The organism is Amycolatopsis taiwanensis DSM 45107 (assembly GCF_000519205.1).
Taxonomy (GTDB): Bacteria; Actinomycetota; Actinomycetes; order Mycobacteriales; family Pseudonocardiaceae; genus Amycolatopsis_E; species Amycolatopsis_E taiwanensis.
In genome coordinates this window covers 39,860-65,127 of the sequence record NZ_JAFB01000043.1, presented here as the reverse complement: position 1 = coordinate 65,127, position 25,268 = coordinate 39,860, and the positions used below count along the sequence as shown (strand labels likewise).

Below are 25,268 nucleotides of genomic sequence, written 5' to 3'. Positions count from 1 at the left end.
GGGAGGCCGGCCGTCCTGCTAAGGTCACTGACATGCAGCGCGCTGGATCCACGACGACGCCGGAGACCGTCCCGGCGCGCTGATCGTCTTTGTCCGAAAGCCCGGGGCCGGTGCCCCGGGCTTTCGCCATGGTCGCCCGCCCCACTGTCCATAGTGGAGGCTACGATGCGGGACCATCGCAAGCTCGGCCGCGAGCTGAACCTGTTCGGCAGTGACCCGTTGATCGGTGCGGGGTTGCCGTACTGGCTGCCTGACGGAGCGGTCGTGCGGCACTGCCTGGAGGAGTACATCCGGGATGCGGAGCGGAGGGCCGGCTACCGGCACGTCTATTCGCCGGTGCTGGGAAAACGGGCGCTGTACGAGATCTCCGGGCACTGGTCGCATTACCGCGACGACATGTTCCCGCCCATGGATCTCGGTGGCGAGCAGGTCGTGCTGCGGCCGAGCCTGTGCCCGCACCACGCGGTGATCTACCGTTCCCGGGAGCGCAGCTACCGCGAACTTCCGTTGCGCATCGCGGAGTTGGGCGGCATGTACCGGGCGGAACCCTCGGGGGTGCTCGGCGGGTTGAGCCGGGTGCGCGCGATCCAGCTCAACGACGCGCACATCTTCTGTACCGTGGCGCAGGTCGCCGACGAGGCGCGGGCGGCGCTGGAGTTGATCGGCCGCGCCTATGCCGCCCTCGGTATCAGCCCGTCCCGGTACCGGCTTTCCCTGCCAGGAAAAGGCGGGAAGTACGTCGACGATCCCCAGCTGTGGCGGCGAGCCTCGGCCGTGCTGAACGAGGTTCTCGACCAAGCGGGCCTGGCGTATGACGCGGTCGAAGGGGAGGCGGCGTTCTACGGCCCGAAGATCGACGTCCAGGTCGCCGACAGCGCGGGCCGCGAATCGACCCTGTCCACCGTGCAGGTCGACTTCTACCAGCCGGAGCGGTTCGATCTTCGCTACGTCGGGCCCGACGGCGGCCGGCATCGGCCGGTGATGGTCCACCGCAGCGTCATCGGCAGCGTGGACCGGGCGATCGCGCAGCTGATCGAGCAGCACGGTGGAGCCTTCCCGGCGTGGCTCGCGCCCACCCAGGTGCTCGTGCTCCCGGTCTCCGATGCCGAGCTGCCGCAGGCGATTGACGTGGAACGGCGGTGCGCCGAGTTGGGGCTACGAGCGGAGCTCGCCGGTCCGGAGCGCGGCAGTCTGGGCGCCCGTATCCGTGCGGGGAGACTGGTGCCGTACCAACTCGTCATCGGCGCCCGGGAGGCCGCGGGTGGGCAGGTCTCGGTACGCCTGCGTGACGGGCGGCGGCTCGAACCCCTGCCGCAGGCCGAGGCGCTGGCCCGCATCGCTGCTCTCGTCGATGCCCGCAGCCCCAGCCTGTGGAACGGCTCCTGACAGGCGCGCCCGGCTACAGCCCTATGGCATCGGCGAGCAGGTCCACTTGCTCCAGTCCGCCGCCGTTGGGCATGAGGAGGAGTTCGTCGCAGCCTGCTTCGGCGTAGGCGGCGACCTCGCGGGCCACCTGGTCGGGCGTGATGAGGCCGGCGGTCAGGCTGCGCTGCGCGTACTCGCCGGCGAAGGCGTAGTAGTGCAGAATGCGGTCGCGGATGCGCTGCTCGGCGTCCGGCCCCAACGCGAAGTTCGCGGTGCCCAACAGCCGTGGTTCCCCCGCCCTGCCCGCGTTCTGCCACGCCTGCCTGACTGTCGGGAGGAAGGCGCGGAAGTCCGCCACACCGGAGGCGCCGCCCACCCAGCCGACACCGTGAACGGTCATGCGGCGCAGGGCGGCCTCGCTGTTGCCACCGAAGAGCAGTGGCGGGCCACCGCGTGTGGCGGGTGCCGGGCCGACGCCGTCATCGGGGTGCTCCCATTGCTGAACGGCCCGCTCCAGCAGGGCGTCGAGCAGCTTCCCGCGGCGCCGGAAGTCGACACCGCCGACGGTGTAGTCGTCCTCCCGGCCGCCGGGGGCCAGCCCCAGGGTGAGCCGGCCGCCGCTGAGCCGGTCCAGGGTGGCGACGGACTTGGCGAACAGCGCGTGGTCGGCGCGCAGGGGAGCCAGCAGGATGCCGCTGGTCAGCCGGATGCGGGAGGTCGCTCCGGCCGCGACGGCCAGCGCGGTGAACGGCTCATAGTTGTCGTAGACGAGGCGGTCGATGGTGCCGAGGCTGGCGAAGCCGCGCTCCTCGGCGCGCCGGGCCCAGGCCGTGATCGACAGCTCCGGGTCGGGCCGCAGGGCCGGCAGGCCGATGCCTATGTCCATGAGTCCTCCTCCGGTATGGCGTAGTGATCCGGAAGGTACTCCGGGGGCGTGTCCGGACAACCGGCATCGACTCTGGCCACAGCGCCGAGTGGGGCTATGGGCGCCGACCGTGGTAGCGCACTGGTCCGGCGCGCAGGTCCGGCCGGCGGGCCGGGCCTTGCCGGTGGATCCGGACCGGAATGGGGGTGCCGGTGGACGGCCGGTCCCCGGCCGCGGGTTCGGCGTCCTCGGGTTCGCGGAGCGCCCAGTATGCGGCGATCACGGCGGCGAGTCGTTCGGGGTCCGGCCGTTCGGTGTCGGGGTGGCAGGCGCGCACCGCCCGCCGGTACGCCGCGGTGACCTCGGCCTGGCCGGCGTCCGGGCTGACGCCGAGGACGGCGTGGGGATCAGGCGGCGGGGAGGACCGGCGCGCGCTCATCGGGAAACCTTCGGGAGTCGACCTGGGAACCGCCCGGCCGGAAGCAAGGGCTCGGCCCCGCCGCCGGGGATACCACGCCCTCCTGCCGCAGGGCCGGGCTGTCGATTGCTTCCGCTGCGGTCACGGGTTGATCTGCTTCGCTTCGCCACCGCCCTGGATGGCGATGCGGCGGGGCTTGGCCTGTTCGGCGATCGGGATCCGGACGGTGAGCACCCCGGCGTCGTAGGAAGCCTTGATGTGCTCGGCGTCCAGGCTTTCGCCGAGGAACAGTTGCCGCGAGAACACCCCTCGCGGGCGTTCGGCCACCTGTACGTCGGCGCCTTCGCCGTACTCGGGGCTGCGTTCGGCCTTGACGGTGAGCACGTTGCGCTCAACATCCAGGTCGATCGAGTCCGGCGACACGCCGGGCAGGTCGAAGTGGACCACGAACTCCTCGCCGGACCGGTAGGCGTCCATCGGCATCACAGCCGGCCGGGTTGGCGTGCCGGTGGCGCCGAAGAACTGCTGGGTCAGGCGGTCGAGTTCCCGGAACGGATCGGTACGCATCAACATCGCCACTGCCCCTTTCTCCTTTCGTGCTGTCGCCACCCCGGCTGGGCGGCGGACCTCCATGGGGTACCCGTTGGTCCCGGCCCTGTACCCGTCGGGAAGAGCCACCGACGGCAGGCCGTGGGCTATACCGAATTTTATAGTCTTGACTGTAGATTGCCACCAGTCTCGACGGTAGATTGTCTGGTTGGCTGGTGGGGTTGGACGTTTCGAGGAGTGTTGTGACTGATCTGGGGAGGCTCGACGACGAGGACTACCCGGCGTTCACCACCGGGCAGGCCGCTCGGATGCTCGGTGTCCAGGAGGCATTCCTGCGCAGCCTCGACGCCGCCGACGTGGTTCGGCCGGAGCGCTCGGACGGCGGGCACCGCCGCTACTCACGGCGGCAGATGGCCTTGGTGGTGCGGCTTCGGGCCCAGCTCGACGAGGTGCACACCCTCGCCGCGGCCGCCCGAATCGTCGGCCTGCAGGACCGCCTCGCCACCGCCGAGAACGAGATCGTCGCCCTGCGGCGGCAACTTGACCAGCACGACGGCGACCACTAGGGAGTCCGCGCCGCGCGGCGCCGGATACGATTTCCCGCCGGCGCAATCGGGCCGAATACCTGTGCAAACCGAACAACACCGAAAGGAAGACGGGTGACCGCCCACGTGGAGACGCTTCAGTTCCAGTCCGAGGCACGTCAGCTGCTGCAGTTGGTGATCCACTCGATCTACTCCAACAAGGACACCTTCCTGCGGGAGCTGGTGTCCAATGCCTCCGACGCGTTGGACAAGCTGAGGCTGGAGGCGTTCCGGGACAAGGAACTGGCTGCCGACACCAGCGATCTGCACGTCGACATCGAGGTCGACAAGGACAAGCGCACCCTCACCGTGCGCGACAACGGGATCGGCATGGCCCGAGACGAGGTCGTCGGCCTGATCGGCACGATCGCCAAGTCGGGGACCGCGGAGTTCCTGCGCAAGCTGAAGGAGGCGCAGGACGCCGCCGGTTCCCAGGAGCTCATCGGGCGGTTCGGCATCGGCTTCTACTCGAGCTTCATGGTCGCCGACAAGGTCACGCTCGTGACGCGGCGGGCGGGATCGGCCGAGGGTGTGCGCTGGGAGTCCAGCGGGGAGAGCACCTACACGATCGAGCCGGTCTCCGACGCCCCGCAGGGCACCGCGGTGACCCTGCACCTCAAGCCGGCCGATCCGGAGGAGCACCTGCACGACTACACCGCGCGGGAGAAGCTGGTCGAGATCATCAAGCGGTACTCGGACTTCATCACCTGGCCGGTCCGCGTGGTCCCGGAGGACGGCGGCGAGCCGGAGACGATCAACTCGCGCAAGGCGTTGTGGGCCCGCCCGGCCAGTGAGGTCACCGAAGACGAGTACACCGAGTTCTACCGGCACCTCAGCCACGACTGGAACGCCCCGCTGGAGACCATCCGCCTGCGGGCCGAGGGAACATTCGAGTACCAGGCGCTGCTGTTCCTTCCGTCCCGCGCGCCGCTGGACCTGTTCATGCGGGAACGGAAGCGAGGCGTACAGCTCTACGTCAAGCGCGTGTTCGTCATGGACGACTGCGAAGAGCTGATGCCGGAGTACCTGCGTTTCGTCAAGGGTGTGGTCGACGCGCAGGATCTGTCGTTGAACGTGTCGCGCGAGATCCTGCAGCAGGACCGGCACATCCAGCTGATGCGCCGCCGCCTGGTGAAGAAGATCCTGTCCACGGTCAAGTCCATGATGACCGAGAAGCCGGACGACTACGCGACGTTCTGGCGCGAGTTCGGGCGCGCGGTCAAGGAGGGTCTGCTCGACGACTTCGACAACCGCGACGCCATTCTCGACATCGCTTCGTTCGATTCGACCCATGATCCGGAAAAGCCCACCACGCTCGCGCAGTACGTGGAGCGGATGAAGGAGGGTCAGGAGCACATCTACTACATGACGGGGGAGTCCCGCACCAGGATCGAGAACTCGCCACATTTGGAAGCGTTCCGGGCCAAGGGGTTCGAGGTGCTGGTGCTCACCGACCCGATCGACGAGATGTGGGTGGACGCCGTTGCCGGGTTCGGCGGCAAGAAGTTCCAGTCGATCGCCAAGGGCGAGGTCGACCTCGATACCGAGGACGAGAAGAAGGAGACGCAGGCGCGCCAGGAGGACTTCGCCGAGCTGCTGTCCTGGCTGACGGAGACGCTGGGTGAGGGCGTCAAGGAGGTCCGGCTGTCCTCCCGGCTGACCACCTCACCGGCCTGTATCGTCGGCGACACTCACGAGCTGAGCCCGATGATGGAGAAGATGTACCGGGCGATGGGCCAGGATCTGCCCGCCATCAAGCGGATTCTGGAGCTCAACCCGACGCATCCGCTGGTGACCGGGTTGCGCGACGCCCACCGCGAACGCAAGGACGACACCGGGCTGGCGGAAACGGCCGAGCTGATCTACGGCATGGCCCTGCTCGCCGAGGGGGGCGAGCTGGACGACCCGGCCCGGTTCACCCGGCTGCTCAGCGGTCACCTGCAGCGGGCCCTGTAGCAGGCTGGACTAGCCGTGGGGGTTCGCGGCCCGGCGCGCGGGCCGTGAACCCCCACCGCCGCAACGGTTATGGCTCGTCCACAGTGGAATCGCGCCGGTCTCGGTTCCGGCTGGTTGGACGGCCTGCGGGCGGGGTCCCGGTCCGCGGGGCCGCAAAATCATCGTAGCGTCACCACGCGGGCGTGGAAAAATTGTCAACCACAAGTGTGGTCGGTATGCGAGATCAGGCGCTGAACCGGGCCTCGGTCCACTCGCGCCGGCCGGGGCGCGGGGCCTGGGCACGCGGTTTTGCCCGCTGCTGGGCATGGGCGTCCACCGGAACCGTCGAGGTGGCCAGCCGTTCCGTCCAGCGCAGCATCGCCCGCGGGCTTTCGCGGCCCAGCACGCCGACCAGCGTGTCCCGCGCGAGGTAGCCGATGACGCCCGGACCGGTGCGGGCGTCCCCGGAGAGACGGGCCATGCGCCGCCCGAGAGTCGGCACGCCCGCCGCCTGGAACCGCACCCCGTACTGTTCGGACCAGAACCGTGGCATCGGCTGGAACGGGCTGGCTGCCGCCCGGCCGGCGAGCAGGCTTTCCGCCGCCGCACGACCCATTTCGACCGCGTTGAGCCAGTGTTCGACCCGTCGCGGCGTGGGACCGAAGCGGCGGTTGGGCCAGCGCGCCACGTCACCGGCGGCGACCACGTCCGGTATGCCGGCCACGTGACACGTCGGCCCGCACAGCACTCCGTCGGAGATGTCGACGCCCGAGCCGTAGAGCCAGTCGGTCTCGGGCACGCCGCCCACGGCGAGCACGACACAACCGGCGACGATGAACTTGCCGTTGTTCAGGTGGACACCGATGCCCCACTCGTTCCGAACCCAGTTCCGCACCTCGGTGCCGAGATGGACCTGCACCCCGTGGTCGCGATGCAGGTCCGCGACCGCCCGCCCGACCGGCGGTCCGAGGGCCTTTCCCAGCAGAACACGGGAGCGGGACACCAGGATCACCTCGTGGCCGAGCTCGCGCACGGTCGAGGCGAGCTCGCACGCGGTGAACCCGCCGCCGACGATCACGCACGGACCGTCCGAAGTGGCCAGAGAGCGTTGCAGCGCGGCCGCGTCGTCGATGGTGCGCAACATGTGCACCCGCGGATGGCGATGCGGCGCCCCAGGGAGCGTGCGTGACCGGACACCCGTGGCGATGACCAGACCGTCGTAGGACAGCGGCGGCTCGCCGTGCACGTACAGCAGCCGTTCGGCCGGGTTCAGGCGCTGGACGGGGGTGCCCAGACGCCAGTCCGCGTCGAGGTCGACGTAACTGGGCAGCGCGAGGTCGCGGGCGCCCAGTTCGCCGGCGAGGAACTGTTTGGACAGCGGCGGACGGTGGTAGGGCAGATGATGTTCGCCGCCGATGATGGTCAGCTCGCCCGCGAAACCCTTTTCCCGCAAGCGTTCGGCCGCGCGCAGGCCGGCGAGACCGGCGCCCACCACCGCGATGTGCTCACTCCGCCATGTCATCGTGACTCCACATGAATGGCTTGCATCGGGCAGCATCGCGCGGCCATCAACACGCGATCGCGGTCGGGTGCCGGTGGGCGGCGGTCATAGTCGAGCCGGCCGTCCTCGGCGAGGTCGAAGTTGCCGGGCGCTTCCGCCTGGCAGAAGCCGTACCGGTGGCAGCGGTAGTTGTCCACGGTCACGGCAAGGGGGCTTCTCATCGCTCCACCTTCAGCAGTCCGGCGCCGGTCAGGAATCTGGTGGGCAGGAACCGCAAGGCGACCACCAGCACCGTAGGCACCGCAACGGCCAGGCCGAACATCCACAGCGCCGCGAGATTGCCATCGGCCATGGCCCCGGCGACCGAATGCACCACGCCCAGGGTGACCGCCACGTACCCGAACCGGTGCAGCCGAAGCCACAGCCGCTGCCGTAACCATCTTTGGGCCAGGTTGGACAGTGCGATCGCGAACATGACTTCCAGCGCCACGATGCCCACCGCCAGCGTCAGCTCGTCGGTATGCATGGGAATGACGAGATCAGCGATGGCGATGTGCTCGTCTTCCATGAACAAGAACGCCAGGGCGTGGATCGTCGCGAAGCCGAGTGCCAGCGTTATGAACACCATGTGGCTACTGCGCGTGGCCTGGCGCCCGGTGAGCCGGCGTAACCAGCCTGTGCTGGTGAACGTCCCCCAGCACAGGCCCAGACACATGAACACGAACGCCGTGCGCGCGGACAGGGCGGCGACCTGGTGCACACCGGTGTCGTGCGGGGACTCCTCCGCGGCCGCCGCAGCGAGCAGGACAATCGGCACAATCACTCCCGGCGTCTCCCAATGGCCCTCCGCTACCCCGAAAATCGGTAAGATCACGATTTCATGTCGGTTGTTGGCCGATGGGCAACCTACACGAGTTTCGCCGGAAACGGGAGTGACGCGCGCCGCTGATCGGCCGATTTTCCTTAGCTGGCAAGGAAAATTTGATCGATGTCACGTCCACCACGGTCGGTCCGCGGTCCGTCCCACCGGGACTGGATCACAGTGATGTGATCAAGAAGTTATCTGTGCTAGCGTTCGCACCCGTTCGATGGGGGACAGGTGAATACCTGGCAGATCGATCAATGTAGGAGAATTTTTCTTGCCAAAACACAGGCCTCGTCATCGCGCACCCCGGCCTGCGCGACGATTCCTGTTCGCGACGCTACTCGTGGTACCGGTGGCACTCGTCTCCGCGTTCACGGCACTCGCGTCCCACACCAGCGAGCAGGACGTGCGGGCACTCGCCGACACGGCCCAGCGCACATCGGCTTCCCCGAATACGACCCAGGGCACGTCGGCTGCCCCCAACACGGCCCGGAGCACCTCGCGTGCCCCCGACACGGGTCGGGCCACGTCGGCTGCCCCGAACGATGGGATGGCACCCGAGAGAGACCGCAATGGCGCCGTTGAGGGGAGGCAGTGGAAACGAGAGAACCCGCAGCGGCCCCAGAAGAACCCGCCAAACCCGAACTGCACCCTGACGGTCCCGCCGAACCCGTTGACAGCACAGGGACTCGCGACCCCGTACGTCCTCAGCGGCACCTCGCCGGGCGGGCCCTGCCGCGAGGCGGACCCGAACCAGTCCGCGTTCGTGGAAGCCACCATCCTCGACCCGGCGACCGGTAACCTGTCGGTCTACCGCCCGCTGGTGATCGATCGCGATACCTCGCCGGCGGTCGCACCGGTCGCGCCGTCGCTGCCCGCCGGCGCCGTGGTGGGCATCTGGTTCGGCTTCAACGGCGACACGCTCACCTTGGCCGGCAACGGGAATTCGCTCACGCAGGGCAGTTGCGTGAACGGTCTGCGCGACTCGCTGTTCGGGCAGTTCGCCCACTGCAACGCGCCCGCGTTCTTCACCGCGGCCAACGCCGCGGTCGCCAAGAACCAGTTGGTGATCCCGCCGCTGGGCACGGCCAAGGACGGCCTGCCATGCCCGAGCGTGCGTGACTTCAGCCTGGTCGACCAGGACCAGAGCGACAACGTCACCACGACCTACGTCGCGACCCGCGACGGTCGCACCGCGCAGGCGGGGGTCGCCGGCACGGCCCAACTCGGCAAGACCACCAAACTCACCAACGGCAGCGACAACGGGTTGCTCAACACCAACGTCGCTCCCGCGCTGGGCTGCAAGCCGTTCACCGCACCGGATTTGACCGCGGATGGCACGCCGAGCACCTCGCTGGCGCTGAACGAGTTGCAGGCCGCCGCGCACCAGGCGCAGCCGATGGCGCTGGTCCCGCCGAACGATCCGATGGTGCTCGTCGACGGGAAGGTGAGCATCCAGAAGGCGAACCTGTACCGGGCCGGTGTCAACCAGCCGCCGGTGGATCCGGCCGTGGACACGGCGCGGGCCTACTGCGCCAACATCAAGAACATCGGTGCCGAGCGGCTCCAAACGGACAAGGCCCTGCTCGTCAAGGCCCCTTCTCCGGACGCGGGCGCGGCGAACCTGTTCGAGTTCCTGTCGCAGCGGCTGCAGGCGTCGCTGCAAAACCTCGACTGCCCGACGAAACGCTGAGCACCTCCAGACGCGGCACACGGTGAGCGGAATCCCCGGTAACCACCCGGTTTTCCGCTCACCCCGCCGTGTCCCCGCCCCAGGCCGCCGACTTCCCACTTCAGGCCGCCGAGTTCCGGGTTCAGGCACCGGAAATCCGCGCTCAGACCTGATCGGAAGAGGTAAGTGAGCGACATCGCGTGAGCAGGTAGTCGCGTTCCCGCTGGTTCTTGGTGAGCCCCGCAGCGGCCTCGAAGGACTGCCTGGCCTGGACCGCGCGTCCGAGCCGGGCGAGCAGGTCGCCGCGGATGGCATGGAACAGGTGGTAGCGGTCGAGGTTCAACTCCTCCACGAGGCGCAGTGCCACGGCGGGACCCTCGACCTCGGCCACCGCGACCGCCCGGTTGAGCGCGACGACCGGGCTCGGGTCGAGTTGTGCCAGCTGGTCGTAAAGCGCGAGGACTTGGCTCCAGTCGGTGACCGGGTCGGTGTGCACGGCGTTGATCGCGGCGAGAAGCTGGTAACGGCCCGGGTGGTTGCGGCGCAGGCAGGCGCGCACGATGGCCCGGCCTTCCGCGACGAGACAGCCGTCCCACTGCGAGCGGTCCTGGTCGGCGAGCCGGACGAACACGCCGTCAGCGTCGGTACGCGCGGCCCGTCGGGCTTCGGTGAACAGCATGAGGGCGAGTAGTCCCGCTGCCTCGGGTTCGTCGGGCATCAGTTCGGCCAGCACCCGGGCGAGTCGAATGGCCTCGGTGCACAGGTCTGCGCGCATGAGTTCGGGGCCTGCTGTCGCCGTGTAGCCCTCGTTGAAGATCAGGTAGAGCACCGCGAGCACCGCGTCGAGACGTTCGGGAAGATCGGCCTCGTGCGGCACCCGGTAAGGAATGCGGGCGTGGCGGATCTTCGCCTTCGCCCGGACGATCCGCTGCGCCATGGTCGCCTCCGGGACGAGGAAGGCGCGGGCGATCTCGGCTGTGGTGAGCCCGCCGAGCAGGCGCAGGGTGAGCGCCACCTGCGCGGTACGGGAGAGTGCCGGGTGGCAGCAGGTGAACACCAGCCGCAGCCGGTTGTCGGGCACGGCGCCCTCCTCGACGTGCTCTGCTGGGGCGTGCAGGACCGTCGCCTCGGCGTGCTTGTGCGCACGGGCCGACTCTCGGCGCAGCTGGTCGATCGCCCGGTTGCGGGCCGTGGTGATGATCCAGCCGGCGGGACTGGGCGGCGCGCCTTCGTCCGGCCAGCGTTGCAGGGCGGTCGTGAACGCGTCGGCGACCGCCTCTTCGGCCAGACCGATATCGCCCAGCACGCGGACAAGAACGGCGACGGCCCTGCCGTACTCGGCGCGGAAGACGGCCGCGATCTCTTCCGGCAACATGGCGTCAGGACGGCGCTGCGTTCCGGAACGGGCGTACGTCAATCGGCAGCGTCGTCGCGGCCGCGGCCTTGCGCCCCCAGACCAAGGCCGCGTCCAGATCGGGCGCGTCGATGATCCAGATGCCGCCGATGTGCTCCTTGCCCTCGAGGTAAGGGCCGTCGGTGATCATGCCGTCGGGCCGGACGACCGTCGCGGTGTCCGGGGAATGCAGGCCGCCGGTGAACACCCACGAGCCGCTCTCACGCAGCTCCTCGTTGAGCCGGTGCAGGTCGGCCATTATGCGGGCCATGGTTTCGGCGTCGGGCATGCCGCTGTCGGGCTGGTAGATGGAGAGCAGGTACTGCGGCACGGTCCGCTCCTTTACCGGCGAATGTACCGGGCAATGATGACGCCCGTGGTGGTCGCGACGCTACGGGTGAGCTCGAAGCCGGCTCGCGGGGCCGGGTCTTCGAACAGCAGCGAACCGCTGCCCAAGGCCAGCGGGTGGATCAGTAGCGTGTACTGGTCGATGAGGCCGGCAGCGTGCAGGGTGCGGACCAGCGACGCGCTGCCGATGATTGACAGATTCTGGTCCGACTGGGCCTTCAGCTCGGCCACCGTCGCGACCGCATCGCCGTGCAGCAGCACCGAGTTCTGCCAAGCGTCCACATCTTTCAAGGTCCGGGAGACCACGTATTTCGTGGCCGCGTTCATGTGCGTGCTGAACGGGTTGTCATCGGTCGCCTTTCCCCAGACAGTGCGGAAGTCCTGCCAGGTGCGGCGGCCGAGCAGCATGCCGCCCGGCGTGCTCATGCCCACCCCCATCTCCCGGGCCATCACCTCGTCCCAATAACCCTGCCCCCAGCCGCCGTAGGTGAATCCGCCGCGGGTGTCCTCATCCGGCCGCCCCGGACTCTGGACCACACCATCGAGCGTGACGTTCATCGTCACCGTGATCGAAGGCATCGAGTGCTCCCTCTGGGTTTCGCGGGCCGCCCGCTGCGAGCCCGTCACCCCTACACGAACGACACCCAGCGAAATCGACACCGCCGCGAAGCTGGGCGGATATGCCTGACCGGAAGGAGGTCTTCGACTTCAGCCACGGCGCCGTGCTGCGGGGTCGTGTTTCCCCGCAGCACGGCCGACCGGTCAGGACGGCGGCTCGTCGACGAAGCCGCCGCTGGCCGGGGGCGGCGCGGCGTCCCACGGGTCGTCCGCCGCCGGGACGTTCTTGCCACTACCGTCGCAGGTTTCTGACGTATTCCGGTCCCACCCCACGGAGGCCGCGGTACGGCAGGCCGGGCATCGAGCCCGCGAGCACATGCAGGCCCGCCGTCCTCGTCGGCGATCTGGGGCTCGAGGAACGGCGGGCAGCGCGAAGCGCCCGGTAAATGCCGGCCTTGCCATTACGGTGCGGTGTATGGCCAGGGGCTAGTGGCCGGCGGCCTTCGAGATGGCGGCGGCCAGCTCGTCCGGACGGCTCCACATTGGCCAGTGCCCCGTAGGCAGGTCGACGAGGGTAAGGTTCGTGAGCCGCGCGGTCTCCGCCATCATCGGGTGCCCCTCGCGGGCCATGGTCATCATGACCTCGGACGGGAACGACGACGCGATTATCGTCGCCGGGACCGACAGCCGCCGGTCGTCGTGCAGCGAGATCCGCTCGCGCATGATCGGCCCCGGCTCGGGCACCGACCGATCGCGGAAGCGCCGGAGCGCGGCGGCGTCGATTCCCTCAAGGCTCGCCCTCTGCGCGAGCACGTCGAAATCGGGCAGAGGGACCTCGTCGACGTCGTCAGGTAGTTCGGCGTCGAAGATCGCTCCGTCGGCGACCGGCCCGCTGTCGACATAGACGACGTGCGTCACGGCGTCGGGCCGGCGGTCGAGGAAGAGCATCGCGGGGAAGTTGCCGCCGCTGTGCACCACGAGTGCCACTGGGCCGCCCGCCGCGGCACGTGCCACCGCGTCGGCCAGGACGCTCGCCTGCTCGTCCAGCGTGCGCGCGGCGCGATCAGGGTCGTCGGGATCCAGCCCTGGAAGTGTCAGTGCCGTCACCGCATGGCCCAGCTCGCGCAGTGCGGGCACCACGCCGTCCCATGCCCACGCGCCGAGCCAGTGGCCGGGCACGAGTACCAACGCGGGGCGGACGGCCGCCGCGCCCTGCTTCGTCCAGTTCGATGTCATGGCCAGAGGTTATGGGGGACGGCGGTCCGCCGTATGTCACCATTTCTGTCATGAATTGTGGACGGGAGCGCGGAGCGTGAGGCGCGCGGAACGGCTGCAGGCACTGACCGAGAGCCTGCGGCGTGCCGGTCGACGAGGCCGCACCGCGGAGAGCTTGTCCACCGAGCTCGAGGTGACGACGCGCACCGTGAAGCGCGACATCGCTGGGCTCCTTGCCGCGGGCCTGCCGATCTGGAGCCGTACCGGCCCGGGTGGCGGATACGGCCTTTCCGAGACCGGATCCCTACCACCGGTCAACCTCGGTCCGAGCCAGGCCCTTGCCCTGACGGCGGCGGTGACCGTCCTCGGGGTGGGTCCGTTCGGTGACTCGGCGCGCAGCGCGACGCGGAAGGTACTCGACGTCGTCGACCCGGCCACCCGCCGTCGTGCGACGGACCTCGCCACGAGAGTCTGGGTCGACGTGGCATCCGGTGCGCCCCGTCGGGTGATGTCCCCGTTGGAGCAGGCAATGCTCGACCAGCGTGTCGTGAACATCGCGTACACCGACGCCCAAGGCCGCGCCACCCGCCGTGCGGTGGAGCCGCTCCTCTTCGCGTTCCGCCGCGGACACTGGTATCTCGTCGGCTGGTGCCTGCTGCGTGACGCGGTGCGGTGGTTCGAGGTTGGTCGCATCGCCCGGGCGACGGCGACTCGACGGCCCTGCTCCGGTCACGCCGTGTCGGAGGTCGGCGAACCGCCGGACACGGCGCGTCCGGCCGCCGTGTAAACGGCCGTCAGGGACGCGCCCTCATCGGCTGCGGTCAACCGCGCCCGGGGTCCTCTGGTCACTGCGCCGATTACATCCGCGGCTTGATCACTCACCTTCGACTGCGAGCGCCAGGGGATGCGCCGCAGCCGTCCAGCCGACAACGCCCCTGACACTCAACGTCATCCGCGACGCGCTCGCCCGGATCGTCGGACAGCGGGTGATCGTCGGACAGCGGGTGGCTGACGACCCGAACCTGCATTATCTCGACGGCCGTGACCTCTGCGGCGAGACGGACTACGTCGAATTCCCGCTGCCTACTGTGATCGCGACTCAGCCGCTCGGGCGCCTGTGTCCGTGGAACTGTGGTGCAAGGGCCGCTGTCCTGCCGCGATCATGGAACCATGAACGCGCGAATCGATGCGCCGGCTCGACTGGGCGAGACCGGCTTGCCCGACGGACGACGGCTTGCCTGGGCGGAATGGGGGCCCGACAACGGCACTGCGGTACTCCTGATCCCAGGTGCGGCGACGAGCCGGTGGCTCGGGTTGACCAGCGGGGTGGTGGAGTCGGTTGGTGCACGGCTGATCTCGGTGGATCGCCCCGGGCTTGGGGCCTCGAGCCCTTTCCCGGGCCGTACGTTCCAGGACTTCGCCGCGGACATCGAGCATTTCACCGAGACTCGTGGCTTCCGGCGCCCGCCGGTGATCGCCAACTCACAGGGCGCGCCGTTCGCTCTGGCCTGTGCGGCATCGGGGCAGGCGGGACCGCTGGCGATCGTATCCGCTGCTGACGAGATCGCAGCACCGGAATTCACCGAGCTGCTGCCCGATGACCTGCGGGCACTGGTGGAGCTGGTGGCTTCCGATCCGGCCGCGGCCGAGGCCACTTTCGCTGGTTTCGACGCCGACGCCATGTGGCGTTTGGTGACCCAGGGCAGCCCGCAGTCGGACCTCGCCGTTTACCGCGCCCCGGCGTTCGAGGACGCCTACCGTCGGGCCTTGACCGAGGCATTCAGCCAGGGGGCGGCGGCCGGCTATGCGCGGGACACCGTCCTGGCGATGGGACGTTGGCCCTTCGACCTGTCCGCGATCACCAGCCCGGTTGACGTCTGGTACGGGGCAGAGGACAGGAGCCACTCGCCGGACAACGGCGAAACCTTGGCCCGGCGCATTCCCAGAGCACATCGCCGGCTGGTCCCCGATATCGGCGGAGCCGTGCTGTGGACGCACACCGAACAGATTCTCCGCTCCTTGCTCAGTCACGACGCCTGACAGCCGGCGAAGATCGTCACTTCGCGGCGGTCAGTGCGTTTCGGACCAGTTCCAGCCAGCGCAACCGCGCGGGCTTCGGGGTCTGCTCGCCAGGAGAGGTGGTCAGCAACAGGATCACGTCGTCGACCGTGATGTCCGGGCGCAGCGTGCCAGCCTGGTGCGCCATGGCGATCATTCGCTCGACCGATTCCCTCGCATGTGCCTGTATCGCCTGGAAAACCTGCGGCGCCAGGTCCGACAGGGCGGCCCGGAGGAGTCGCTCGTCTCCCATCTCGACGACCACCCGGCGCATCAGGTCCATGATCTCGTCCGCCGCGGTGCGGTGACCGTCGATGATCCCGGCGACGGCAGCGTCGAGTGTCTCGGCGATCGTTGCGCCGAGGTCTTCCGCGATGGCCTCGATCAAGTCCTGCTTGGTGGGGAAGTGGCGATAGAGGGTGCCGACGGCGACGCCCGCCTGCGTCGCGATCTCGTCCATCCCCACCTCCGGGCCGCGCGCCACCAGAAGCGCCCGCGCGGCATGGAGGATCGCCCCACGGTTGCGCGCGGCGTCCGCTCGTAGTCCTGTTCGTCCGGTCACATCGCCCCTTGCCGAGAAGGTGAACTCGTGGTTCATAATAAAACATGAACGAGTCGTTCATGTTAAGGAGTGGGCATGGATAACTGGACAGCGGCGAACATTCCCGATCAGCAGCGCCGGGTCGCCGTGATCACCGGAGCCAACACCGGAATCGGTTTCGAAACAGCGAGCGCGCTGGCCCGGTGCGGCGCACGCGTCGTGCTCGCCTGCCGGAACCTCGACAAGGCGAAGGAGGCCGCCGGACGAATCGGCCCGGACACCGACGTCCTCCGCCTCGACCTGGCGTCGCTGACTTCCGTGCGCGAGGCGGCCGACGAGTTCCAAGCACGGTACGAGCGGCTCGACCTGCTGATCAACAACGCCGGCGTGACCGGTTTGACCGGCCGGACACGGGACGGGTTCGACATCCAGTTCGGGGTCAACCACCTCGGCCACTACGCGCTGACGGGCCTGCTGCTGAACCGGATGCTGCCGGTGCCGGGTTCGCGGGTGGTCACGGTCAGCAGCATCGGCCACCGATTCGGCCGGATCGACACCGAAGACCTGCGGTCTGCCGGCACCTATGCCGGCTCGAAGCTGGCGAACCTGCTGTTCACCCACGAACTGAACCGGCGGCTGGACGGCTCGAACACGGTCGCGCTGGCCGCCCACCCGGGCGGGGCAACCACCGAGATCTTCCGCTACTCGTCCGCATTGTTCCGGATCCCGAACCTCGTGATCGCCCGGCTGCTCGGGCGAACCCCCGCGATGGGCGCCCTGCCCACGCTGCGCGCCGCCACGGATCCGACTGCCCAGGGCGGGGAGTATTACGGCCCCGGCGGCCTGTTCGAAATACGCGGATACCCGCAACGGGTCCAGTCCAGCGCCCGCTCCCGCGACAGCGGTTCACAGCAACGCCTGTGGGAGGTCTCCGAACGGCTCACCGGGGTCGTCTACCCCGTCTGACCCGTACGAATACCTCGTCAGGGTTTGATGTTCTGGTTGAGGTGGAACAGGTTGTCCGGGTCGTAACGTTTCTTGACCTCCACGAGCCGGTCGAAATTGCCCTTGTAGTTCGCCCTGACCCGGTCCTGATCGTCCGTGGCCATGAAGTTGACGTAGCCGCCTTCTTCCGAATGCGGTGCGGTCGCGTGATAGTAGTCGCGGACCCAGCGGATTGCCGTGTCGTTGTCCGCGGGGTCGGGCCACATTCCCGCGATCACGGTGGCGAAGTTCGCTTCCCGGTAGGCGAAAGCGGTGGCGTCCGGAGCGACCCGGTGGCAGGCGCCGTTGATGGGATAAATGTGCACTGCCGAGTTCACCGCAGGCAGTCCCGGGCCGTGCTCGAGGTGCGCCGCGATTGCCTCGTCGGTCAACTCGGTGACGAAGTTGGCTTTCCAGTAGTGCTGAAGTCCCGGAGGCACCAGCGGGTCGAACACGCTGTTCAGCGCAGGGTAGGGCATCGGCCCCACCAGTTCGGCCACGACCGGGCCGATCTCGCGCAACGAATTGATCGCCTGCTCGCCCTCGTCGAGGCGCCCCGTCCAGCAGGCGACGAACAGCGCAAACGGCTCGCCCTGCCGGTCTTCGGGGATGAACGGCAACGGCGGCGCTATCTGGAATCCGGGAAACCCGCCGAACTGTTCAGGCGCGTCGACGATGAACTCACGGTAGAAGCGAAGCAGGTCGGGCGCCGCGTCGAGTTCGAACAGCATCGGCCCGCCGTAGATGTCGGCGACGGGGTGCAGCCGGAATTCGAAGGAGACCACGACACCGAAGTTGCCGCCACCCCCGCGCAACGCCCAGAACAGATCATCGTTCTCCCTTTCGCTGGCGACCACAAAACGGCCGTCCGCGGTCACCACGTCGGCGGAAATCAGATTGTCGCAGGACAATCCGGCGGCGCGGTCGAGGTAACCGATGCCGCCGCCGAGGGTGAGGCCGCCGACACCGGTGGTGGAGATGATGCCACCGGTGGTGGAGAGCCCGAACGCATGCGTGGCCGCGTTGAAGTCTCCCCAGGTGGCACCGCCTTCCACGCGCGCGGTCCGGTTCCTCGGATCGACGCGGACGCCGCGCATCGCCAACAGGTCGATCACCACCCCGTCGTCGCACGTGCCGAATCCCGGCACGCTGTGGGAACCGCCGCGCACGGCCAGGTCGAACCCGTGTTCCCGGGCGAAGTTCACGGCCGCCAGCACGTCCCCGGCGTTGACGGCCCGGACGACCACCCTCGGGTGGCGATCGATCATCGCGTTGTAGACCCTGCGGGCCTCGTCGTAGTTCTCGTCGTCCCGGGTGATCACCTCGCCACGAACCCGTTGCCGCAACGTGTCGAGAGTGGGAGCACTCATGTCGCCTTCCTCCGGTCGACCCCGTGATGGCGTAAGAATTCAGCTCACCGTCCGCGATGCGTCACGGCTAGAGGCGGAAGTCCTCTGTGGATGTCGCGCCCGTGGTTGTCGCCGGCAGGCGCGGCCCGTCGACATGAATGAGAACACGTTCTACACTCGGGGCCCAGGTGAACGGCTGGTGAGGAGCGACGATGCCCGAGGCGTGGAAGAGGGCCGTAGCCCTAGAAGACACCGAGGTCGACGTGGTCGTGGTGGGGTTCGGCGGGGCGGGGGCGTGCGCGGCCATCGAGGCGGCGGATCGCGGCGCGGACGTGCTGGTCGTGGACCGCTTCCAGGGCGGGGGCGCGACGGCGATCAGCGGCGGCGTGGTCTATGCCGGCGGCGGCACCGTCTACCAGAAGGAAGCCGGCTGCGACGACAGCGTCGAGGCAATGCTCAACTACCTTCGCCTCGAGGTGGGCGACGCGGTCTCGCCGGCCACCCTGGAACGTTTTTGCGCAGACAGCGTGGCGAACCTGGACTGGCTCGCCGCCAACGGTGTCCCCTTCGAGGGCAGCCTGGCCCCGCGGAAAACGTCCTACCCCACCAACGACTACTACCTCTACTACTCGGGCAGCGAGGCGGCGCCACCGTTCCGCGACGCCGCGACGCCCGCGCCGCGCGGCCACCGTGCGAAGGGCCGGGGCACCTCGGGGAAAGTCCTGTTCAAAGCCCTGGCACGAGCGGCGACACAGCGTCGGGTGCGGGTGGCGCGCCAGACCCGGGTGACCGGTCTGACCACCGACGCGGACGGCCGGGTGACCGGCGTGGAATGCCGCCGGATCACCTCGACGACGGGACGGCTGGCACACCGGTGGCTGTCGGTGTCCAACCGTAAGCTCAACATCTATTTCCGGCCCGCGGGCAGACTGCTGGACGGCCCGATCCGGCGGCTGGAGGCCCGGCACGGCCGCACCTGGCGGGTGCGCGCGCGGCGAGGCGTGATCCTGGCCGCCGGGGGGTTCGTCTTCAACCGCAAGATGCTCGCCGAACACGCCCCGCCCTACCGCAGCGGCTCGTCGCTGGGCACCATCGGCGACGATGGCAGCGGCATCCGGCTCGGCGAGTCCGCCGGCGGAGCGACAGCACGCATGCACCGAGTCTCCGCCTGGCGGTTCTTCAACCCGCCGCTCTCGCTTGTCGAGGGCGTGCTCGTCAACCGCGACGGCGAGCGGTTGTGCAACGAGCTCTACTACGGAGCACGGATCGGTGACCACATAGCGGAACAGCGCGACGCCAAGGCGTACCTGATCATCGACCAGCGCATCCTGGACGCGGCCAAGTCGCAACTGGCCGGGCAGACGCTGTGGTTCCAGCGCTGGCAGGCGAATTACCTGTTCACGGTGGGCCACCTCAAGGCCGGCAACATCGAGGAACTGGCCACGCGGACCGGGATCGATCCCACCGGGCTCCGGCGCACCCTCGACACCTACAACGCCGATGCCCGGTCCGGGAAGGACCGGATGGGAAAGGACGCCGAGCACGTACATCCGTTGGAACGGGGACCGTTCTACGCCTTCGACTGTTCACTTCGGACACAACGGGGCTTCCCCTGTCCGATGATCACCCTCGGTGGCCTGACCGTGGACGAGGAATCGGGTGCGGTGACGCGGGTGGACGGTTCCGCCATTCCCGGCCTCTACGCGGCGGGACGCACCGCGGTCGGGGTGTGCTCGGAATCCTACGTAAGCGGACTGTCCATTGCGGACTGTGTCTTCTCCGGCCGGCGGGCCGGTTCGGCCGCCGCAGGCGCATCCTGAGCTCACCAGGCCGCGCGTTCGACCTCCCTGCCGTGCGCGATGACGGCCCAGATGACCACGACGTCCAGCGCGATCACGATGGTGGCCCACACCGGGTGCGCGGACAGGAACGTGAGCTGGGCGATGGCGTTGATGCCCGCGAGCACCACGGCGGTGATGCGAGCCCACAGCGCACCGGTGAACAGCGCGGCCCCCGCGGCCACGGCGAGGATGCCGATGATCAGGTGGACCAGGCCCCAGCCGGTCAGGTTGAACAACAGCAGGCCGGACGGGCTCACGATGTAGAACCGGGGGCTGAACAGGGCGACGATGCCTTCGATGATGTTGAAGAAGCCGAGCAGGATCATCATGGCCCCGGCGAACCAGATCCAGCCCACCCAGGCCGAGCCGGGGCGGATTTCCCGTTCCGGCGCGACGGACCTTTCGCGTTGGGGTGAGGCGGGCGGTGCACCGTCCGCTGCCGGAGTTCCTGGATGCGTGTGTTCACCCATGGCCCCTCCCAACTGTGGCCGACCGGTTCACCTTGATGATCGATCGGGCACGGGGCCTGGTCCTCGCCCGCTTGAGGTGGTTTACGAGCCGTCTGGCGCGTGGTGGTTCACGGCCGTGCTTCGAGCGCTTTGAGCAGACGCTGCGCCGAGCCACCCAGGTTCCAGCGTTGCGCCAGTTCGGCGACCCGGCCGGGGTCGGCGGCCTGGGCCGGCACGGTGTCCGGTCCGGACAGCAGCACCGGCGCGCCGGTGGCCGCGCGGACCACGGTCGGCGCGGCGTCGAGGTAGTCCTCGGCGCCACTGATCTTGAGCCGCAGCTTCAGCGGCAGCTCGGTGCTGCCGGTCCTGGCCGCATCCAGCAGGGCTTCGACCGAGCCGAACTGGGTGATGAGCCGGGCGGCGGTCTTCTCGCCGATCCCGGCGACCCCAGGGAGGCCGTCCGACGGGTCGCCGCGCAGGATGGCCATGTCGGCATAGGCAGGACCAGCGTGGTCGCGGGGCACCCCGTATTTCGCGGCGATCTCGGCGGGGCCGAAGATCTCGGCCTTGGCCCAGCCCCGGCCGACATAGATCACCGACACCGGGGTGGGCTCGTCGCGCACCAACTGGAACAGGTCGCGGTCACCGGTGACCACCTCGACCGGGTCCTGCTTTTCGCGGGCCGCGAGCGCGCCGATGACGTCGTCGGCCTCGTAGCCCCGCGCTTCCGCCGTGGCGAGGCCGACCGCGGCGAGCAGGTCGAGGATGATCGGCACCTGCGGGGTGAGCGCGTCGGGCACATCTTCGGCGTCGGAGTCCGGGCCGGCGACCCGGTGCGCCTTGTAGCTGGGCAGCGCCTCGACCCGGAACTGCGGCCGCCAATCGGCATCCAGGCAGGCAACCAGCCGGGAGGGCCGCCGCTCGGTGAGGATCCGGGCGAGCGTGTCGGCGAACCCGCGTACCGCGTTGACCGGCGTGCCGTCCGGCGCGGTCAGCGAGTCGGGCAACGCGTAGAACGCACGGAAGTACAGGCTCGCGGAGTCCAGCAGGGCTAACGTCACGAGCACAGCCTGCCAGACCCCCTGCATGCCGACCCGCTGTCCCCGGCACCGCCCAGGCGGGAGCCGATAGGCTTTGCCCATGTCAAGCCGATCTCCCCGGGCCATGGACCCGGCCACCCTCCGTGCCCGACTCGACCGTGCCCGCGCCGCCGCGGCCCAGGCCGAGACCGACGCCCTGCTGATCTCACCCGGTGCGGACCTGCGCTACCTGATCGGCGAGGCAGGCGGCTCCCTGGAACGGCTGACCACGCTGGTTCTGCCCGCCGGCGACGGGGTCCCCGCGCTGGTGGTGCCGAAGCTGGAGGCGCCCGGGTACGCGCACGTGCCGACCACGGAACTCGGCGTCGAGGTGGTCACCTGGGTCGACGGCGAGGACCCGTACCGAATGGTGGCCGCCCGGCTGGGCCGGCCGGGCCGGGTCGCGGTGAGCGACGACACCGCGGCGCGTCACGTGCTGCCGTTCCGCGCGGCGTTGCCGGACTCGCGGCAAACCCTGGCCGGGCCGGTCCTGCGGGAGCTGCGGATGCGCAAGGACGCCGCCGAGATCGACGCGTTGCGGCGGGCGGGCGCGGCGATCGACCGGGTGCACGCGCGGATGGGCGAGTGGCTGCGGCCCGGCCGCACCGAGGCCGAGGTGGGCGCGGACATCACCGCCGCGATCGTCGAGGAGGGCCACACCCACGCCGACTTCGTGATCGTCGGGTCCGGCCCGAACGGAGCCAGCCCGCACCACGACGTGTCCGGCCGGGTCATCGAGCGGGGTGACGTGGTCGTGATCGACATCGGCGGCCCGTTGCCCGACGGCTACAACTCCGACTCCACCCGCACCTACGCGGTGGGTGAGCCCCGCGACGCCGACGTGGCGGCGACCTACGCGGTCCTGCAGCGGGCTCAGCAGGCGGCCGTGACCGCGGTGCGCCCGGGGATGCGCGCGCAGGACATCGACGCGGCGGCGCGCGAGATCATCGCCGAAGCCGGGTTCGGCGAGAACTTCATCCACCGCACCGGGCACGGGATCGGTCTCGAGGTGCACGAGGAGCCCTACATCGTCGGCGGTAACGAACTCGTGCTGGAAGCGGGCATGGCCTTCAGCGTCGAGCCGGGCATCTACCAAACCGGCCGGTGGGGCGCGCGGATCGAGGACATCGTCGTGGTCACCGAGGACGGCGTCGAACCGTTGAACACCCGTCCGCACGAACTCGTCGTCCTCGAGCCATGACCAGTGCGTTGGAGCCACTGGACCGGGCGATCGCGCGGGAACTCGCGTTGGACGGGCGGTGCAGCTTCACCGACCTCGCCGAACGGGTGGGGCTGTCGGTTTCGGCGGTGCACCAGCGCGTCCGGCGGCTGGAGCAGCGCGGGGTGATCCAGGGCTACCACGCCCGGCTCGACGGCGAGCAGATCGGCCTGCCGCTGACCGCCCTGATCTCGCTCACCCCGAACGATCCGGCCGCGCCGGACGACTATCCGCAGCGGCTGGAGCACATCACCGAGATCGAGTCGTGCTACTCGGTGGCCGGGGACGAGTCCTACATCCTGCTGGTGCGGGTGGAATCGCCGCGTGCGCTGGAGGACCTGCTGCGGCGCATCCGGGAGTCCGCGAAGGTTTCCACCCGCACGACCGTGGTGCTGTCGACGCCGTTCGAAGGCCGGTCCCCGACGCTGTGAACTACGGTACGGTGATAGGTATGGCAACTCGTAAGATCACGCTGTCCCTGGATGCGGCCGCGGTGGAGTTCGCCGAGCGCGCGGCCGCCGAACACGGCATTTCGCTGTCTTCCTGGCTGTCGCGGGCGGCCCGCCGGGAAGCCGTCCGCACCGGCTACCACCCGCCCGCGCGGGCGGCCGACGCGGAGCGGCAGGCGGCAGGCGACGAGGCGGAGCTGGCCGCGGCCGAAAAGGAGCTGCGTGCGGAGGGGTGAGATCTGGACCTATCACCCACCGGCACAGCCCACCCGGGCACGGACGGTGCTCGTACTGTCTTCGGACGGCGTGAATGAGTCCGAACGGCCCTGGCTGCTGGGCGCCGAACTGCTCGAATACGACCCGCAGGACATCCTCGGTGTCGCCCTGGACAGCCGGTTCTGGGTGTCCACCCTGAGCGTGACCCGGCTCTACCGGCCGTGGTTCACCGAACGCCTCGCCGAGATCGACGCAGGCGTGCAGGAACGCGTGGACATCGCCCTGCGCGCCGCGCTCGACCTGTAGCGGCTCAGCTCGCGGTGAGCGTGGGCGTGGCGTGGAGGTTGCCGTCGGCGCCGACCAGGCATGCCGACGAGGGCAGGGGAGTGGCGAGGAACTCGGTGAGGCAGCGCCCGATCTGGGCGTGGCCTGCCGCGTTGGGGTGGAACGACTCCTGCAGCGCGTGGGGCGCGCGGTCGGCGTCGGAAAGGTCATGGAGCTGCAGGGTCAGGCGGCTGAACCATTCCTTCGCCGGGTCGGCGCCGCCGCTGCACGCCTCGTGCCCGTCACCGGCCCTGGACAGATCGAGGAACCGGGCCCCGGTCTCGCCGGCGGCCCTGGCCAGCCCGTCGGACAGGGCCCGCACTCCCTTGTCCCGGACCCACACCAGATCCTCGCTGCGAAAGGGGCAGCCGTTGAGGTTCTGCAGTGCCGCGGCGATGTCCGGGCCGATCGGCGCGGCGTAGGACTGCAGCACCAGTTGGTAGTCCTCGGTTTCGTAGCCGGCCCGGGCGAGCACCTGCCTGACGTCACGCAGCGCGGACACGACCTTCGGCACCATCGCGTCGATCCGGTCCTGCCAGGTGGCCTTGATGGTGTCGCTGCACGGCGCGTGATCGGTGATGAACCAGGACTGGAAGCATTCGTTGACCAGCTGGGAAAAGTGCGGGTCGTCGTTGGCGCCCACCGCCACCACGACCACCGCGACGCGGTGGGTCTTGACCAGCGAGGCCAACTGCTCGGCCTGTGACGGCTCGGTGTATTGCTTGACGTCGCCGAGCCCGACCTGTGCGGACGTGGCGCCGGAACAGGCCAGGTTCACCTTGGCTTCGATACCGGGCACGTCGGTTTGAAATACCTCGGCGTGGGGAGAACGATGACACCAGTCGCCGTTGGCGCCATTGGTATCAGGGGTGTAGTCCCCAGCGCCTTCGCCAGAAATCGTGCTGTCGCCGAGAGAAACTATCGTGAGCGGCCCGGTTCCGGGCGGCCCCTGACGCCTTACCGGCGGTGTGCCGGGGCCCCACGTCAAAACGAGCACCGCCGCCAGGACGGCCACGAAGAGCAACGCTCCCGCACTGATCCACCACCGATACCGCCGCATCGCACGAAAGTGTACGGACTCCCACCGAAGGGCCGTGATGAACCATGAGGACCAACCAGAGCCCGTGCCGGTTCTGTGATCGGCCGCCGCGGCCCGGACAGTACCGCGCGCCCGGCCCACGGGGACCGATCTGCGTCGACTGCCTGGAGGCGGGCCTGCAACTGGTCCACGACGGGCAGGCACGAGTCAGCCTCGGCGGCACCCACCTCGCCCTGGCCTCGTCGCCGGGGGAGCAGGCGTGCGAGTTCTGCGGTCGCAGCGAGCGCCGGTCCTTCCTGGGATTACGGCGGGCGCTGGCCAGGATGAGCTGCCCCCAGCGGGGTTCGGTGATCTGCGCCGACTGCCTCGATCGCGGCGGCGATCTGTTGAACCGGGTGGCGCGGGAACGAACGAAGTGAGCGGTCCGGATTTTCTGTAGGGTCGGCAACGGA

General features: G+C 69.2%; 28 protein-coding genes. 13 read left to right on the top strand and 15 right to left on the bottom strand.

The genetic code is table 11. The features are described from left to right. Window positions 1–165 precede the first annotated feature (165 nt). Window positions 166–1,386: a threonine--tRNA ligase gene (gene thrS, locus A3CU_RS0129745; RefSeq protein ID WP_027945351.1), complete on the top strand. Its 1,221-nt coding sequence runs from the start codon at window positions 166–168 to the stop codon at window positions 1,384–1,386. Between the two features lie 13 nt (window positions 1,387–1,399). On the opposite strand, the gene A3CU_RS0129740 is transcribed toward thrS, so the two are convergent. The 3 genes from A3CU_RS0129740 to A3CU_RS0129730 all read right to left on the bottom strand — a co-directional run bounded on the left by A3CU_RS0129740 (window position 1,400) and on the right by A3CU_RS0129730 (window position 3,221). Further along, a complete protein-coding gene (locus tag A3CU_RS0129740; RefSeq protein WP_027945350.1) occupies window positions 1,400–2,251 on the bottom strand; it encodes an LLM class flavin-dependent oxidoreductase in 852 nt (283 codons plus the stop codon). A gap of 94 nt (window positions 2,252–2,345) precedes the next feature. Next, the gene (locus A3CU_RS0129735; protein ID WP_027945349.1) at window positions 2,346–2,669 is read right to left on the bottom strand and encodes a DnaJ domain-containing protein; all 324 of its coding nucleotides are present in this window, start codon (window positions 2,667–2,669) and stop codon (window positions 2,346–2,348) included. Window positions 2,670–2,789: 120 nt separating this feature from the next. After that, entirely contained in the window at window positions 2,790–3,221 is a 432-nt protein-coding gene (locus A3CU_RS0129730) for an Hsp20/alpha crystallin family protein (RefSeq protein WP_027945348.1), read from the bottom strand. A 218-nt stretch (window positions 3,222–3,439) separates the two neighbouring features. Here A3CU_RS0129730 and A3CU_RS0129725 point away from each other — a divergent pair, with 218 nt between their 5' ends. After that, a complete protein-coding gene (locus A3CU_RS0129725; RefSeq protein WP_027945347.1) occupies window positions 3,440–3,763 on the top strand; it encodes a MerR family transcriptional regulator in 324 nt (107 codons plus the stop codon). A gap of 93 nt (window positions 3,764–3,856) precedes the next feature. Then, window positions 3,857–5,737 (top strand): molecular chaperone HtpG, encoded by a 1,881-nt coding sequence (gene htpG / locus A3CU_RS0129720; protein ID WP_027945346.1) that lies wholly within the window; start codon window positions 3,857–3,859, stop codon window positions 5,735–5,737. 223 nt (window positions 5,738–5,960) lie between these two features. Here the strand turns inward: htpG and A3CU_RS47305 are convergent, their stop codons facing one another. Genes A3CU_RS47305 through A3CU_RS0129705 form a run of 3 tightly spaced genes read right to left on the bottom strand, consistent with a single transcriptional unit; the run spans window position 5,961 to window position 8,034 of the window. Continuing rightward, window positions 5,961–7,238 carry an NAD(P)/FAD-dependent oxidoreductase gene (locus tag A3CU_RS47305; RefSeq protein WP_063628917.1) on the bottom strand — a complete coding sequence of 426 codons (1,278 nt, stop codon included), beginning with the start codon at window positions 7,236–7,238 and terminating at the stop codon, window positions 5,961–5,963. After that, window positions 7,235–7,438 carry a ferredoxin gene (locus A3CU_RS0129710; RefSeq protein WP_027945345.1) on the bottom strand — a complete coding sequence of 68 codons (204 nt, stop codon included), beginning with the start codon at window positions 7,436–7,438 and terminating at the stop codon, window positions 7,235–7,237. The genes A3CU_RS47305 and A3CU_RS0129710 overlap by 4 nt, the downstream gene beginning before the upstream one ends. Continuing rightward, entirely contained in the window at window positions 7,435–8,034 is a 600-nt protein-coding gene (locus tag A3CU_RS0129705) for a ferric reductase-like transmembrane domain-containing protein (protein ID WP_027945344.1), read from the bottom strand. The genes A3CU_RS0129710 and A3CU_RS0129705 overlap by 4 nt, the downstream gene beginning before the upstream one ends. 721 nt (window positions 8,035–8,755) lie before the next feature. Between A3CU_RS0129705 and A3CU_RS0129700 the strand changes: the two genes are divergently transcribed. Next, window positions 8,756–9,775 carry a hypothetical protein gene (locus tag A3CU_RS0129700; RefSeq protein ID WP_245617407.1) on the top strand — a complete coding sequence of 340 codons (1,020 nt, stop codon included), beginning with the start codon at window positions 8,756–8,758 and terminating at the stop codon, window positions 9,773–9,775. 142 nt (window positions 9,776–9,917) lie between these two features. Here A3CU_RS0129700 and A3CU_RS0129695 read toward each other — a convergent pair whose 3' ends face one another. From A3CU_RS0129695 to A3CU_RS0129680, 4 genes are all read right to left on the bottom strand, one after another. Further along, entirely contained in the window at window positions 9,918–11,129 is a 1,212-nt protein-coding gene (locus A3CU_RS0129695) for an RNA polymerase sigma factor (protein ID WP_043843009.1), read from the bottom strand. 4 nt (window positions 11,130–11,133) lie between these two features. Further along, the gene (locus A3CU_RS0129690) at window positions 11,134–11,478 is read right to left on the bottom strand and encodes a YciI family protein (RefSeq protein WP_027945341.1); all 345 of its coding nucleotides are present in this window, start codon (window positions 11,476–11,478) and stop codon (window positions 11,134–11,136) included. 11 nt (window positions 11,479–11,489) lie between these two features. Continuing rightward, the gene (locus A3CU_RS0129685) at window positions 11,490–12,074 is read right to left on the bottom strand and encodes a dihydrofolate reductase family protein (RefSeq protein WP_027945340.1); all 585 of its coding nucleotides are present in this window, start codon (window positions 12,072–12,074) and stop codon (window positions 11,490–11,492) included. Between the two features lie 465 nt (window positions 12,075–12,539). Next, entirely contained in the window at window positions 12,540–13,289 is a 750-nt protein-coding gene (locus A3CU_RS0129680; protein WP_027945339.1) for an alpha/beta fold hydrolase, read from the bottom strand. 76 nt (window positions 13,290–13,365) lie between these two features. On the opposite strand from A3CU_RS0129680, the gene A3CU_RS0129675 reads away from it, so the two are divergent. After that, window positions 13,366–14,055 carry a helix-turn-helix transcriptional regulator gene (locus A3CU_RS0129675; RefSeq protein WP_027945338.1) on the top strand — a complete coding sequence of 230 codons (690 nt, stop codon included), beginning with the start codon at window positions 13,366–13,368 and terminating at the stop codon, window positions 14,053–14,055. Window positions 14,056–14,438: 383 nt separating this feature from the next. Beyond that, the gene (locus A3CU_RS0129670; protein ID WP_027945337.1) at window positions 14,439–15,308 is read left to right on the top strand and encodes an alpha/beta fold hydrolase; all 870 of its coding nucleotides are present in this window, start codon (window positions 14,439–14,441) and stop codon (window positions 15,306–15,308) included. A 16-nt stretch (window positions 15,309–15,324) separates the two neighbouring features. On the opposite strand, the gene A3CU_RS0129665 is transcribed toward A3CU_RS0129670, so the two are convergent. Beyond that, entirely contained in the window at window positions 15,325–15,888 is a 564-nt protein-coding gene (locus A3CU_RS0129665; RefSeq protein ID WP_027945336.1) for a TetR/AcrR family transcriptional regulator, read from the bottom strand. A gap of 75 nt (window positions 15,889–15,963) precedes the next feature. Between A3CU_RS0129665 and A3CU_RS0129660 the strand changes: the two genes are divergently transcribed. Next, window positions 15,964–16,833: an oxidoreductase gene (locus A3CU_RS0129660; RefSeq protein ID WP_027945335.1), complete on the top strand. Its 870-nt coding sequence runs from the start codon at window positions 15,964–15,966 to the stop codon at window positions 16,831–16,833. Window positions 16,834–16,850: 17 nt separating this feature from the next. Here the strand turns inward: A3CU_RS0129660 and A3CU_RS0129655 are convergent, their stop codons facing one another. Next, window positions 16,851–18,221: an FAD-binding oxidoreductase gene (locus A3CU_RS0129655; RefSeq protein WP_027945334.1), complete on the bottom strand. Its 1,371-nt coding sequence runs from the start codon at window positions 18,219–18,221 to the stop codon at window positions 16,851–16,853. Between the two features lie 191 nt (window positions 18,222–18,412). On the opposite strand from A3CU_RS0129655, the gene A3CU_RS0129650 reads away from it, so the two are divergent. After that, window positions 18,413–20,020, top strand: coding sequence for an FAD-binding protein (locus A3CU_RS0129650; protein WP_052372395.1), 1,608 nt, complete (start codon window positions 18,413–18,415; stop codon window positions 20,018–20,020). Window positions 20,021–20,022: 2 nt separating this feature from the next. Here A3CU_RS0129650 and A3CU_RS0129645 read toward each other — a convergent pair whose 3' ends face one another. Together A3CU_RS0129645 and A3CU_RS0129640 are read right to left on the bottom strand one after the other, a co-directional pair. Then, window positions 20,023–20,511, bottom strand: a complete 489-nt coding sequence (locus tag A3CU_RS0129645; RefSeq protein ID WP_027945332.1) for a DUF7144 family membrane protein — start codon at window positions 20,509–20,511, stop codon at window positions 20,023–20,025. Between the two features lie 107 nt (window positions 20,512–20,618). Further along, window positions 20,619–21,578, bottom strand: coding sequence for a 5'-3' exonuclease (locus A3CU_RS0129640; protein WP_043843007.1), 960 nt, complete (start codon window positions 21,576–21,578; stop codon window positions 20,619–20,621). Window positions 21,579–21,630: 52 nt separating this feature from the next. On the opposite strand from A3CU_RS0129640, the gene A3CU_RS0129635 reads away from it, so the two are divergent. The 4 genes from A3CU_RS0129635 to A3CU_RS0129620 are packed head-to-tail and all read left to right on the top strand — an operon-like array spanning window position 21,631 to window position 23,759. Continuing rightward, window positions 21,631–22,770: a M24 family metallopeptidase gene (locus tag A3CU_RS0129635; protein ID WP_027945330.1), complete on the top strand. Its 1,140-nt coding sequence runs from the start codon at window positions 21,631–21,633 to the stop codon at window positions 22,768–22,770. After that, on the top strand, window positions 22,767–23,219 hold the full coding sequence (locus A3CU_RS0129630; RefSeq protein WP_027945329.1) for an Lrp/AsnC family transcriptional regulator: 453 nt from the start codon (window positions 22,767–22,769) through the stop codon (window positions 23,217–23,219). Before A3CU_RS0129635 ends, A3CU_RS0129630 begins: the two co-directional genes overlap by 4 nt. A gap of 20 nt (window positions 23,220–23,239) precedes the next feature. Continuing rightward, window positions 23,240–23,473: a hypothetical protein gene (locus A3CU_RS0129625; protein ID WP_027945328.1), complete on the top strand. Its 234-nt coding sequence runs from the start codon at window positions 23,240–23,242 to the stop codon at window positions 23,471–23,473. After that, window positions 23,460–23,759, top strand: a complete 300-nt coding sequence (locus A3CU_RS0129620; RefSeq protein WP_027945327.1) for a hypothetical protein — start codon at window positions 23,460–23,462, stop codon at window positions 23,757–23,759. Before A3CU_RS0129625 ends, A3CU_RS0129620 begins: the two co-directional genes overlap by 14 nt. Before the next feature lie 4 nt (window positions 23,760–23,763). Here the strand turns inward: A3CU_RS0129620 and A3CU_RS0129615 are convergent, their stop codons facing one another. After that, on the bottom strand, window positions 23,764–24,837 hold the full coding sequence (locus A3CU_RS0129615; protein ID WP_027945326.1) for a GDSL-type esterase/lipase family protein: 1,074 nt from the start codon (window positions 24,835–24,837) through the stop codon (window positions 23,764–23,766). 44 nt (window positions 24,838–24,881) lie between these two features. Between A3CU_RS0129615 and A3CU_RS0129610 the strand changes: the two genes are divergently transcribed. Beyond that, entirely contained in the window at window positions 24,882–25,235 is a 354-nt protein-coding gene (locus A3CU_RS0129610) for a hypothetical protein (protein ID WP_027945325.1), read from the top strand. Window positions 25,236–25,268: the final 33 nt, after the last annotated feature.